This window comes from Paenibacillus luteus (genome assembly GCF_006542765.1).
In the GTDB taxonomy this organism is placed as follows: Bacteria; Bacillota; Bacilli; order Paenibacillales; family Paenibacillaceae; genus Pristimantibacillus; species Pristimantibacillus luteus.
In genome coordinates this window covers 52,643-65,473 of the sequence record NZ_SKCD01000007.1, presented here as the reverse complement: position 1 = coordinate 65,473, position 12,831 = coordinate 52,643, and the positions used below count along the sequence as shown (strand labels likewise).

General features: G+C 49.8%; 10 protein-coding genes. 8 read left to right on the top strand and 2 right to left on the bottom strand.

The genetic code is table 11. The features are described from left to right. Window positions 1-45 precede the first annotated feature (45 nt). From E0496_RS05230 to E0496_RS05205, 6 genes are all read left to right on the top strand, one after another. Window positions 46-1,359, top strand: coding sequence for an ABC transporter substrate-binding protein (locus tag E0496_RS05230; RefSeq protein WP_141500601.1), 1,314 nt, complete (start codon window positions 46-48; stop codon window positions 1,357-1,359). 215 nt (window positions 1,360-1,574) lie between these two features. Further along, window positions 1,575-2,447: a PP2C family protein-serine/threonine phosphatase gene (locus E0496_RS05225; protein WP_206669713.1), complete on the top strand. Its 873-nt coding sequence runs from the start codon at window positions 1,575-1,577 to the stop codon at window positions 2,445-2,447. Between the two features lie 98 nt (window positions 2,448-2,545). After that, window positions 2,546-2,920 carry a hypothetical protein gene (locus E0496_RS05220; RefSeq protein ID WP_141500599.1) on the top strand — a complete coding sequence of 125 codons (375 nt, stop codon included), beginning with the start codon at window positions 2,546-2,548 and terminating at the stop codon, window positions 2,918-2,920. Window positions 2,921-3,276: 356 nt separating this feature from the next. Beyond that, the gene (gene hisB / locus E0496_RS05215; protein ID WP_141500598.1) at window positions 3,277-3,861 is read left to right on the top strand and encodes an imidazoleglycerol-phosphate dehydratase HisB; all 585 of its coding nucleotides are present in this window, start codon (window positions 3,277-3,279) and stop codon (window positions 3,859-3,861) included. Between the two features lie 411 nt (window positions 3,862-4,272). Continuing rightward, window positions 4,273-5,166: an AraC family transcriptional regulator gene (locus tag E0496_RS05210; RefSeq protein ID WP_141500597.1), complete on the top strand. Its 894-nt coding sequence runs from the start codon at window positions 4,273-4,275 to the stop codon at window positions 5,164-5,166. A 557-nt stretch (window positions 5,167-5,723) separates the two neighbouring features. After that, the gene (locus tag E0496_RS05205) at window positions 5,724-8,039 is read left to right on the top strand and encodes an ATP-dependent DNA helicase (protein WP_141500596.1); all 2,316 of its coding nucleotides are present in this window, start codon (window positions 5,724-5,726) and stop codon (window positions 8,037-8,039) included. Here the strand turns inward: E0496_RS05205 and E0496_RS05200 are convergent. Then, the gene (locus tag E0496_RS05200) at window positions 8,022-8,504 is read right to left on the bottom strand and encodes an HPP family protein (RefSeq protein ID WP_141500595.1); all 483 of its coding nucleotides are present in this window, start codon (window positions 8,502-8,504) and stop codon (window positions 8,022-8,024) included. The two genes, E0496_RS05205 and E0496_RS05200, sit on opposite strands and share 18 nt — an antisense overlap. A gap of 183 nt (window positions 8,505-8,687) precedes the next feature. Here E0496_RS05200 and E0496_RS05195 point away from each other — a divergent pair, with 183 nt between their 5' ends. Beyond that, complete coding sequence (locus E0496_RS05195; RefSeq protein ID WP_141500680.1) at window positions 8,688-9,194, top strand: Crp/Fnr family transcriptional regulator; 507 nt, start codon at window positions 8,688-8,690, stop codon at window positions 9,192-9,194. Window positions 9,195-9,236: 42 nt separating this feature from the next. On the opposite strand, the gene hmpA is transcribed toward E0496_RS05195, so the two are convergent. Next, the gene (hmpA, locus tag E0496_RS05190) at window positions 9,237-10,469 is read right to left on the bottom strand and encodes an NO-inducible flavohemoprotein (protein ID WP_141500594.1); all 1,233 of its coding nucleotides are present in this window, start codon (window positions 10,467-10,469) and stop codon (window positions 9,237-9,239) included. 616 nt (window positions 10,470-11,085) lie between these two features. Here hmpA and E0496_RS05185 point away from each other — a divergent pair. Further along, window positions 11,086-12,831 (top strand): ABC transporter ATP-binding protein, encoded by a 1,746-nt coding sequence (locus E0496_RS05185; protein ID WP_141500593.1) that lies wholly within the window; start codon window positions 11,086-11,088, stop codon window positions 12,829-12,831.

Genomic DNA, 12,831 nt, shown 5'->3' with positions numbered 1-12,831 from the left:
CGCTACAAAACATAAGGATAGATAAAATTTGCGGGAGGTCATAAGATGAAAAAAATTTCCTTACTGATGCTGGCTGCTATTATGCTCATCGTTCTGGCAAGCGGTTGCGGAAGCAACAATAACGGTGGAAAGGCTACCAACGCACCAAAGAATACGAATGATAAGGGTAAAACGGAAGCTACCGAAGCACCGAAGAAGGACGTAACGATCAAGGTGTTTCAGTTTAAAGTAGAGATTGCCGATGCGCTGACCAAGATGGCTGCGGAGTACGAGAAAGAAACAGGCGTGAAGGTAGACATTGAGACGCATGGCGGCGGCGAGGATTACAGCGCACTTCTGAAAGCGGAGCTGGCTGCGGGCGAAGAGCCGGAAATTTTCAACTCCAGCGGCTGGGCAGGCTTTGATCCTTACGTAGACCGTGCGGCTGATCTGACAGGTGAGGCATGGGCCAAGGATTTGGTTGAAGCATCGAAGGCGCAAATTACTCGTGACGGCAAGCTGCTCGGCATGCCGATGAACCTTGAGGCTTACGGCTTCACATACAACAAGGATTTGTTCGCTAAGGCGGGCATCACAGAGCTTCCGCAAACGCTAGACGAGCTGGAGGCAGCGGCCAAAAAGCTGAAAGACGCAGGCATTATACCGTTCGCGCTGACTTCTGAATGGTGGTCGATGGGGATCCATACGCTTAATATCGCGTTTGCGAACCAAGCAGACCCAGCAGCATTTATCGAGGATGTGAAAGCAGGTACGGTGAAGCTGAAGGATGATCCGATCATGAAGCAGTGGATTCATCTGGTGGACATTATGTTCGCCAATGGGCAAGACAATGCGCTGACCACGGATTACAATACGCAAGTAGCTGAATTCGCAGCAGGCAAATACGCGATGATTCAGCATGGCAACTGGATTCAAGGCATGATCGATGAGATCAATCCGGCGCTCAATTTGGGTATGATGGCTGTGCCGCTTCTTGACAAGCCGAACGTATTCACTGGCGTGCCGAACAACTGGATCGTAAACAGCAAATCCGATCAAGTGGAAGAAGCGAAGGCATTCCTGAACTGGATGGTTACCTCGGAAACAGGTAAAAAATACATTGCGACCGACTTTAAGTTCGTACCGGCGCTGTCTTCGATTGAGCCTAACCCAGAGGCAGTCGGCAAAATCGGCGGCGATTTCGCAACCTTTGCGAATGCCAACCCTGCTCAGGTGAAGGGCTGGAACTGGGATCGCTTCCCGGATGGCATCACCCAGCAATGGGGAGCCGCTATGCAGGAGTACCTAGGCAAACAAATCACCAGCGATCAGCTGCTTGAGAAATTTGACAAAGCGGTACAGGATATCGTGAAAAAATAAGAAGACGAAGCGAGGCTATCCCGAAGTAGTTGCTGACTACGGAGAGACAGCCTCGCTTTTCCTTTGGTTAAAACCTTTATAATAAAGGTTCGAGCGGATAGGCAGATCGCATAAGCCAAATTGGCTATTGAAGTATAATTGAAGAAACCCAGCCATAACTATACAGTTGAGAGACAGAAACTCAGCAGCGTAAATAAGGCGGGGATCGTATGGTGATGACGAGATGGTTAAGCAAAAGCGCAGCAAAGCTGAGGCGTCTGCTATTTCAAGGCTGGCAGGCCATTTATCGTTTATTTATAAAATCGAATCGATACATGGCGACGCATCAAATAGTGACGGGCTATGCTCAGCATATCGGAAAGCGGGAGGAGCAGCAGGATGCGTATGGCTTCTCTTCTCTGGAGGATCAAAAATTGAGCAAGGGGCATGGTCTGCTCGCCGTGCTTGCTGATGGTATGGGCGGTTATGAAATGGGCAAGGAAGCCGGGCAGCTTGCGGTCGAGACGATGCTGAGCGTTTATGCTCATAAAGCGGAATGGAGCAGTGTGCCAGAGGCGCTGGAGCTGTCCATGCACTTTGCAGGCCAAGCGGTTTATGAGTTGGCGCTTGAACATAAGCTGGAGTGGCATGTGGGCACGACGCTTGTGGCGACTGTAATTCGTGAGGGGCAGCTGCACTGGATATCAGTAGGCGATAGCCGGATATATTTGTATCGCAGCGGTGTGCTTGTTCCTTTGACGCGGGATCATATCTATGCCAATCGGTTGTACGAGCGGGTACTGGCGGGAAAGCTTACGCTGGAAGAGGCGGAGTCGCATCCGGATCGGTACTTGCTAACTAGTTATTTGGGTATCCCGAGCGTGACTGAAATAGATGCTAGTCAAAAGCCGCTGAAGCTGCAGGAAGGCGATTGGGTTTTGCTCTGCAGCGACGGCCTTTACGAGGATTTAACGGAAGAGCTGCTGGAGGAAGCGGCTAATCTCTCCCCGCAGGATGCAGCGGATTATATCCTTCAATATGTTTTAGAACAACAGAGGCCTTACCAGGATAATGCAACGCTATTGATTTTGGCCTATACCCAAGCATAGCCTGCGACTTTGTTGAATTTATGCAATCTAATAATAATTGGTTAGAATGATGGGCCAAGTGGGTATTATAGGGTAGAACAACGGAGGAGGCAATCGAAATGATAAACGAGCAAGATCAACATAAACGGAAATCAAATAGCTTGGCGACCGAAAAGGATATTGATCCCGCGTTTGGCTTATTTACGGAGGATGTGCCGGAGGGCGCCGTTTCAGAGGCGTCTGAGCTTCTGCTGAAGCAATATCCGAAAGAAAATGAGCATGTGCATGAGCCTCATGTTCCTTATCCATTGGATGCTCGAAATGAAGTGGACACTCCTGAAGAGATTTCCGAGGAGCTGGCCGCCGTTCCGGATGCGGATCTCATAGCGAAGGACAGCCCCGTTGACCCTGCATCCCCGGGCGAGGAGTTTCATGGCACGGATTTGCTAAACGGAGTCGGCCGTCATCCCGAGGAAGAGACGGAAGATCTTTAATTGACTGAATAAACGTAAAGGGACGCCTCGGCGTCCTTTTTTTGCATGGAATCACATGAATAACATTCTTCTATTGCTATTGTTTGAAATGCTCGCGCGGCGATCAGTTAAATTTAGCTCTAGATGTCAGAAGAAAATAAAGTTCTAAACTGAGAAAATAAAATGTTAGACTGACGATACTTCATTAAGCTAACGGGCAATTTAGCGTGGCTGACCGACTTACATAACTTTACATTATTACTTTATTGCGTTAATATATTATAGTAGTAAAGTGATGAAGGATGCGGTCTTAATCGAATTCATTTGGCTAGCAATACCAAAAGGCAGTACCTCAGTTAAGAAGGGAGTTTGTTATAGTGCGAGAGGCATTAATTAACAGAAAAACAAAAGAAACAGAAATTAAACTGGATCTTAATCTCGATGAATACAGTGAAGGCAACATCAACACGGGAATTGGATTCTTTAACCATATGCTCATGCTTTTTGCTTTTAGGGCAGGAATAAAACTAAATGTGGATTGCAAAGGTGATTTAGAGATAGATGGGCATCACACGGTTGAGGACATTGGAATATGCTTGGGGCAAGCAATCAAAAAGGCTATAGGGGATAAAAAAGGTATAAACCGTTATGGTAGTTCGCGTATACCTATGGATGAGAGCTTAGCATTAGTGGATTTGAGTATATCTAATCGCTCTTTTTTAGTGTTTAACGTGGAAATGCCGTCAACACGAGCAGGCGAGTTTGAAACCGAACTAACCGAAGAGTTTTTTCTTGCTGTAGCGAATAATAGCGGGATAACCATGCACATCAATTTGGAATACGGCAAAAATACACACCATATAAATGAGGCGATTTTCGTGGCATTCGGCGATGCGTTGAAGAAAGCAATTAGGATAACAGGCGATGTTATTCCGTCTACGAAGGGTACGTTATCATTATGAAAAAAATATGTATAGACGCTTACGTGTGAAAAATTATGGGGGGGGGGGAGAATTTGTTTCATTGGACATCTGACGATTACGCTAACGGAGAACGATACTTAATTCCCATGTTCTACCTGCAAGTGCATAACTCATTGATTTTGCTTTGATGGCTTTCTTGTTTAATTAAATTGTTAATTAGTATTCTGGGGCGGGATTGCTATACCGCTTTGAACCTCGTCTTAATATAAAGCTCTCTGAACGTAGTCCCACCTTGTACCATCCAAGACGCTCTCTTTCTCTCCGACCACCTGAGCCTGACGTGCCGAAGCCGGGTGACACAAGACTAGCCCTGCATAACGGTGCAATGAAAGTCGGATACGTCTTCGCGCTTCCTGTTATTCTGTTCACGAGAGGAGGTCAGAAGCAGATATGGATTCGCTGAAGCACATGAACGCCGCGCTGGCATACATTGAAGCGCGGCTCACGGACGACATCGACATGACCGAGGCGGCGCGGATCGCGCTTTGCTCGGAGTATCACTTCACCCGAATGTTCTCGTTCCTGGCGGGCATTCCGCTGTCCGAGTACGTCCGGCGCAGAAGGCTGACGCGCGCCGCGGCAGAGCTGCGGCAAAGCGACGCGAAGGTGATCGACATCGCCCTGAAGTACGGCTATTCGTCGCCGGACGCGTTTGCGCGGGCATTCCAGCAGTTGCACGACGCGACGCCTTCCGAAGCCAGGAGGCCGGGAGCGATGCTGAAAGCTTATCCGCCGATGACCTTCCGATTGACGATACAGGGAGGAAGCGAGATGAACTATCGGATCGTGGACAAGGAAGCGTTCCGCATCGTCGGCTACAGCAAGCGGGTGCCGATCGTGTTCCACCATGGCGTGAACCCGTACATCGCGGCGATGTGGAATTCGCTGGACGAGGAGGAGTTCGTACGCTTGGAACGGCTGTCCGACGTCGAGCCGGCGGGACTCGTCAGCGCGTCGGCGAACTTCTCCGAGGGACGCAGGGATGAGCAAGGCGAGTTCGACTATTATATCGGCGCCGCGACGACGAATGCCTGCCCGGAGCGGTTCGCGGCGCTGGAGGTGGCGGCGACGACGTGGGCGTTGTTCGAAGCGGTTGGCCCGTTCCCGGAGGCGCTGCAATCGGTATGGGGGCGTATCTATTCCGAGTGGTTCCCGACGACCGGCTTCGAGCTGGCGCCGGGGCCGGAGATGCTGCGTAACGTGAGCAAGGACACGAGCTCGCCGGCGTTCCGTAGCGAGATCTGGATCCCGGTAAAGAAGCGAGCGAGCGAAAGGGAAGCGTAATGGGCAGGGCAATGGAGGGCTGTTTCGCGACAGTTCTCTTTTTTGGCTTTATAACGCAACAATGTTGTGTTGTATTACGACAAAGATGGAAGTGATGGATGGTCTCTAGCATGGGAGTTTGGGAACCAGAGATTTTATCATCATATTCATGCCCAGGCACGTATTCGGTCTTTCGAATATCATCATCTGAGAATCGAACATCAAGTGAATACTTAATCATACTACTTACATCTTTGTTATTGACCGCTGTAATAAGGTTTTTAAAAGTTTGTTCTATATTCTTTTTCAGTATTTGCTGACGTGCTAGTTCCAGTTAAATAAATAATAAGGGTTAATGTTACAGCGGTGAAAAGAACCGCGAAATAGGCTGATTTTTTTTCATGAGCGGTTCTCCTTTTATGACAATAAAATACAATTAAAATCGTACTAGCACTTTGATGAAAGGTCAATACATAGAGGTTATGCACAGCCAAGAGATTTACGTTTGCATTGGCGCATGTGGTACAATAAAAGGAACAAATGTTCTTTTTGGGAGCGGTAGACGAGACGTTATGCTAATGAATGATACGGTTACGATTTCAGTGAGACACTTGGTCGAATATGTATTTCTTAGCGGGAGCATCGATGTTCGGCTAAATACGATCGATACGATGCATGAGGGCACGAAGGCGCATCAGAGAGTGCAGCGCACGTATAGTGAGCAGGATCATAAAGAGGTTTATGTCAAAGCGGATATCCGGGTGGATGATCTGCTATTTGTCGTGGATGGCCGCTGTGACGGGCTGCTGGGGACCGAGCCGCTCTTGACCATTGACGAGATTAAATCAACTGGCGGCGATCTCGACCGGATTACGGAGGATGGATATCCTGTGCACTGGGCGCAGGCGCTATTCTATGCCTATATGTATGCGAAAGAGCATGAGCTGCCGGCTATGCGCATTCAGCTTACCTATGTACAGACGGAAACGGAGGAGGAACGGCGGTTTGTAAGGAAGGCCAGCTATGAGGAGCTGGAACAATACGTTCATGAGGTTGCTGCGCGTTATGCGCCTTATGCCCAGCTGCGCCGAGGCCATGAGCTTGCCCGCAACGAGAGCATAAGCGGGCTCGCTTTCCCTTTCGATACGTACCGGGCAGGGCAGCGTAAGCTGGCTGGAGCGGTATATAAATCCATTGATGAGGGCGTGCGCTTGTTTGCCAAGGCGCCTACGGGCATTGGTAAGACGATCTCGACGACTTATCCGACGATCAAAGCGATCGGTTCGGGCATGCTGCAGCGCTTTTATTATTTGACGGCGCGAACGACGACGAGAGCAGCGGCCGAGGATGCGCTGCTGTTCATGCGCGACAAGGGACTTCACCTGCACGCGGTCACCATTACGGCGAAGGATAAGATTTGTTTTCAGGAAGAGGTACGCTGCGAGAGGGAGCATTGTCCTTATGCGGATGGATATTATGACCGAATAAATGGCGCGGTCCTTGATATATTGGCGCAGGAAACGATCATGACAAGGCCTGTCATAGAGGCTTATGCCCATAAGCACAAGGTGTGTCCGTTTGAGTTTTCGCTGGATTTGGCTTACGCTGCGGATGCGGTCATCTGTGATTATAATTATATTTTTGATCCTCGCATTTCATTTAAGCGCCAATATGCCGAGATGAAGAAGCGAACGGCACTGCTCGTGGATGAGGCGCATAATTTGGTCGACCGGGCGCGCGAAATGTTCTCGGCCGAGCTGTCCAAGGCTCCGTTTCTGGCGCTGCAGCGCGAGCTGAAGGGAGTTCATGGCGAAGGTTACCGCACGGCGAAGGCGATGAATGATTATTTTATTGCGCTGCGCAAAAGCAGTGACGGGGTGCCGCATTTGGTCGAACGGCAGCTGCCGGAGGAGCTGGTTGCGCTCGCAGAGAGCTTTGCATCAGCAGCCGAGCAAGCGCTAGCCGCAGGACTGGGTGCAGGCGGACAGCTGCTTGATCTGTATTTTAACGCGCAAAACTTCATCCGCACGGCCAAGCTGTTCGATGAACGTTACGTCGTTTACACGGAGCTATCCAAAAACGATGTTCGGCTTAAGTTATTTTGCTTAGACCCGTCGCTGCTGCTGCAGCAAATGGGCAAGGGCTACCGCTCGCATATTTATTTCTCCGCTACACTCTCGCCGGTCTCTTATTATATGGACATGTTGGGAGCGAGAGAGGAGGATTATACGCTGGCGGTCCCATCGCCTTTCTCCAAGGAACAGCTGGATGTGATCATCAAGCCGCTTTCGACCCGATACCATGACCGAGACGAGTCGAAGCAGCCTATTGCACAGTTAATTTTGCAGCTCATGAAGGAACGGCCGGGCAATTACTTTGTCTTCTTTCCATCGTATGCTTATATGAATGCGGTTTATGAGACGTATATGGAGCTGAAAGAATGGTCAATTCCGGCAGGCTCCGCATTCGATGCGGAGGTGTTGCTGCAAAGGCCCGATATGTCGGAAGAGGAACGCGACAGCTTCTTGAAGACGTTCGCGGGTGACAAGGAACAATCGCTAATTGGCTTTGCCGTCATGGGCGGCGTGTTCTCTGAGGGTGTGGATTTAGTGGGAGACCGCTTGATCGGTGTCATCGTGGTCGGCGTCGGGCTGCCCCAGCTTGGGGTGGAACGGAACATGCTGAAGGATTATTTTAACGGACAGAACAAGAACGGTTATGATTATGCTTACGTCTATCCCGGAATGAACAAGGTGCTGCAGGCTGGTGGGCGATTAATCCGGTCAGAGAACGATCGCGGTACGCTTGTGCTTATTGATGACCGGTATTTGCAAGCCCAGTACCAGCGTTTGCTGCCGGAGGAATGGAAACCGGATCTACATCACGGAGTCTGAATCGGCGTTAACCGTTTTTTTGGAAAGCAGCATCATAGCGCCGAATTTTCTCTCGGCAAAAGCAGCCATGGATAAGGTAAAGAGCAAACCGAGAAGCGATCCGCAAACGGACAGCGGAATGACCCATACCAGCGGAGGCTGCGTGAAAAAAGGAATGAGCGAAACGGCTAAAATCGGCGGCGCATTCCATTTGAATTGATGAATCAAGAAGATCACGATCAATAAAGTGAACAGCAGCGATAGTACGCCAGTGCTCCAGAATACGAACAATGAGCCAATTAGGGAGGACAACACGGCGCCAAAAGCGATTTTGCGTATTTCTTTTTTCTCGAACGGCCGTGATATAAAGAGCAGGCTGAAAGCGCCAAGCGTCGGGAAAAACAGGGAATGCATATATGGGACATGCAGGGAAATCCAATAGATTAGAATGATATACAAGCAAATGGCATAAGTTCGGATGCGCATGCGGGGCGTTCTCCTTCTTTCTTCATCAAATACCGGTCAATGTTGACTCAGCATGTAATATTCTACGCCTCCTGTTCTTGTACCGTCAATCACCTAGATCTGTCATTTCGTAATCGGCTTTCTGCTCGAAATCAAAAAAATGCTCATCCTTGAAAGGATGAGCATGGAGAAAGGAACGTTTTGATGCTGCTGCATAAAGGGCAAACGTTGTTTCGACAAGGAGAGAGCGGCTCGCTCTATCACTTACAAAGCGGACTGCTCAAGATCGTTCGCGTCTATGAGGACGGAAGCCCGTTCCTCGTTAATATTATTGTGCCGGACGAGATCATTCCCCATCATTCGCTAATTACCCCTATGCCGTACCATGGAACGGCGGTCGCCCTCCTTGCAAGCGAGGTCGAAGTGGTCCCGCCGCAGCAATGGTACGGAGAGCTTGCGCAAAATCCGGAGAAAAACCGCGAGATCGCGCTGCTGCTCCAGGGCAAGCTGCGAATGATGCAGCAGCGAATTGACCAGCTTACCCAAATCTCTCCAGCCGACAAGCTTAGCAAGCTGCAGCAATGGTTCGCCGCGTACATCGGTCCGGCTGCAATTACAGACGTCCTAACCCAGGATGAGATTGGTCAGCTTATCGGATTAAGGCGAGAGACGGTCAATCGGCTGCTTCGGGCATCGCTGAAGCAAAAATAGGAAATTTCATTTCTTGAACCAACCTCATATCTCGATCTCGCGTTAGCCCACTACGGCTGGCTCAAGGCTAGCCGCAGGGCCAAAAAACTCAAAATGAATGTCTGCTTCGGGCACTCCCAGCTGCCGTAGTGACTGGTTAATGGTCGCCATAAAGGGTGTCGGTCCGCAAAAATAAAAAGATCGGTCGGTATCTGAAAGGACAGATTGCAGCCAAGGCAAGTCGATATAGCCCTTCTTGTGATAGCGCTGCTGTTCCTCATCTTGCTGAGTAGGGTTCGCGTAGCAGTAATATACAGACAGCTGCGGATGCTTGCTTGCCAGTGCATTGACCTCGTTTCTCATGGCATGAACATCGCCGTTTTGGGCGGCATGAACAAAGGTGACAGGGCGTTCTGGATAGTGCTGCACGAGCGTGTGAAGCATGCTGAGCATTGGCGTCAGCCCAACTCCCCCGCTAAGCAGCACGACCGGACGTTGATCAGTCGTATCCAATACAAAATCGCCGGCGGGTGCAGAAAGAGACAAGCTTGTTCCCGCTTGAGCACATTGATGAAGGTAGGTGGAAACCGCACCTTCGGGATGATCACCCTGTCCTGCCTCACGTTTAACAGAAATTCGGTAATGGCCTGCGTCAGGAGCATCAGATAAGCTGTATTGGCGAATCTGGGTATGCTCCGAGCCATCCTGCTTGATCTTCACGCTTACGTATTGCCCAGATGCAAAGCTGGCCAAGGGACCGCCATCCTCCGGAACCAGATAAAAGGACGTAATCACCTCACTTTCCTTCACTGTACGATCGATGCGAAAGGAGCGAAAGCCTTCCCAACCGCCAATTTGGGTGTGCGCTTGCTCATACATGTCCTTCTCGATGCCGATAAAGGCATCCGCAATCATACCATACGCTTCTGCCCAGGCATGCAAAATGTCATCGGTCGCGGCGTCTCCAAGTACCTCTTTAATAGCCATAAGCAAGTACTTACCAACAATTGGATAATGCTCTGGTGCTATGCCGAGGCTGCGGTGTTTATGTCCAATTTGCTTCACGACCGGAAGAATCGCGCTCAGATTGTCGATATGCAGCGCTGCCGCGTAAACGGCATTTGCCAAGGCGGTTTGCTGCCTGCCCTGTTTCTGGTTAGCCTGATTGAAAAGATTCAGCAGTTCTGGATGATTCGTGAACAGCAGCTGGTAGAACCTCTTTGTAATCGTCACGCCGTGAACCTCTAAAACAGGCACAGTCGACTTAATAATGGCAATGGTTTTTTCGTTTAGCATGTGAACCCCTCCACCTCTCGTTTGTAACGGATATTGCAAGTATAGATCGATAAGCGCACGGCAATTGTGATTTTAATCACAATAATCTGCAACAATTTGTGACAGGCGGATCGATTCATAGGCACAAAAAAGAATGCGTTTTCGGGTCTTGACAGTATTTTCAACCAATGGTAAAGTGACTAATATATTTTAACGAGAGGAGGATTACGTTCTATGGGTACAATCAATCATTTTAACTTTGTTGTTGCTGCTGTGAACGATCGTTTGAACTTGAATAACGTAATCCATCCGCGCGTCGAATCTCTTTAATGAAGGTTTTCCGATCATTAGAGGCGCATGGTTACGTCACCGTAATCATGCGCCTTTTCTATGCTTGCGAGACACGACTGGAGTCTGGTCGATACTCGCACAGGAAAGAAGTGTGTCGTTACGGCGGCGCGCTTCTTTTTTTTGCAACTATAGGCCTTTATTAGGCTCCTTATGGTGGGCCAGCCTATATTTCAAGGCGAGACAGTGCCTTGCCGCTAATCGGTAGGTTTAACTGTCGCGTGGTATCCGGGAATTAATTAAAGGTTAACGAAGCTTGGATGGATAGCGGAAGGTGTGGTAGAAAAGCATGTTTAGTGTACTCAAAAAATTAAGCTGGTTTTTTAAATTGAATTGGAAACGGTATACCGTTGCGATTTCACTTCTTATTTTCACAGGATTTATCGATGTTATACCCCCTTGGCTAATCGGATATACGATTGATGGCATTCATCAGGATCTGCTGGGTCAGGCTGATTTCAACCGCGTGCTGTATGGCTGGATTGCGTTGACGATTGTTGGTTATATCATAACGTACATATGGCATTATCAGCTGTTTGGCGGGGCCTTCGTGCTGGAGAAGCTGCTAAGGTCACGTTTGATGGGCCATTTTCTGAGGATGACGCCGACTTTTTATGAACGAAATCGCACGGGTGATCTCATGGCGCGCTCGACGAATGACCTTGGGGCAGTAGCGACGACAGCAGGCTTCGGCATTTTAACGCTGATTGACTCCACGCTGTTCATGATCACGATATTGATCGTTATGGCTGGATTAATCAGCGTGAAGCTCACGCTTGCAGCGCTGCTTCCTTTGCCGCTTATGGCGCTGGCTATGAAGCATTACGGCAAAAAAATTCATGAGCGGTTCATGGATGCGCAGGATGCGTTCGGCGAGCTGAACGACCAGGTGCTGGAATCGGTATCCGGCGTTCGGGTAATCCGGGCGTTTGTGCAGGAAGAAGCAAGTGAGGCGCGTTTTGGCGCCAAGACAAATGATGTGTTGAATAAAAATATCGCCGTTGCCCGCATTGACGCCCTGTTTGAGCCAACGATGAAAATTTTGGTCGGAACGAGCTATTTGATCGGGCTGTGCTATGGCGGCTACTTAGTTTTCCACAATGAGATTACGCTTGGCGAATTGGTTTCCTTTAACGTATTTCTTGGGATGCTGATCTGGCCGATGTTCGCGATCGGTGAGCTGATTAACATTATGCAGCGCGGCAACGCTTCGCTCGACCGTGTTAGCGAGACGCTTGGCTATAAGCCGGATGTTTCCGATGCAAGCGCTCCTGTTCATGTCAATGAGCCTTCCTCGCTTTCTTTTGACAAGGTGACATTCCGTTATCCGTCCTCGACGGTCGATAACTTGAGCCAGGTTTCCTTTACGCTGCATCAAGGCCAGACACTCGGCATTGTGGGCAGGACCGGAAGCGGGAAGACGACGCTTCTGAAGCAGCTGCTTCGTGAATACCCGCTTGGCAAGGGAAGCATCAGCATATCGGGAACGCCAGTGGGCAGCCTGAAGGTTGATGATTTGCTTGGTTGGATCGGTTATGTGCCGCAGCAGCCTGTTCTCTTCTCCAAGACGATTCGCGAAAATATTTTCTTCGGACTCAAAGAAGGTACCGAAGAGGATTTGCAGCGTGCGCTGGAGCGGGCTTCGTTTGCGAAGGACATTAAGTTTTTGCCGGATGGATTGGCAACAATGGTTGGCGAGAGAGGCGTAGCGCTGTCCGGTGGGCAGAAGCAGCGCGTAAGCATCGCGCGCGCGCTCATCGCGGATCCGGAGATTCTGCTGATGGATGATGCGTTGTCAGCCGTTGACGGGAAGACGGAAGCCGAAATTATTGAAGGCATCCGCACGGAACGGGCAGGCAAAACGACACTCATCACGACGCATCGCTTATCAGCAGTGCAGCATGCCGACTGGATCCTCGTGCTCGATGAGGGCAAAATTGTCCAAGAAGGCACCCATGAGCAGCTGCTCGAGAGCGGCGGCTGGTATCGCGAGCAATATGATCGCCAGCAGCTGGAATCTATTATTGAAACGTAA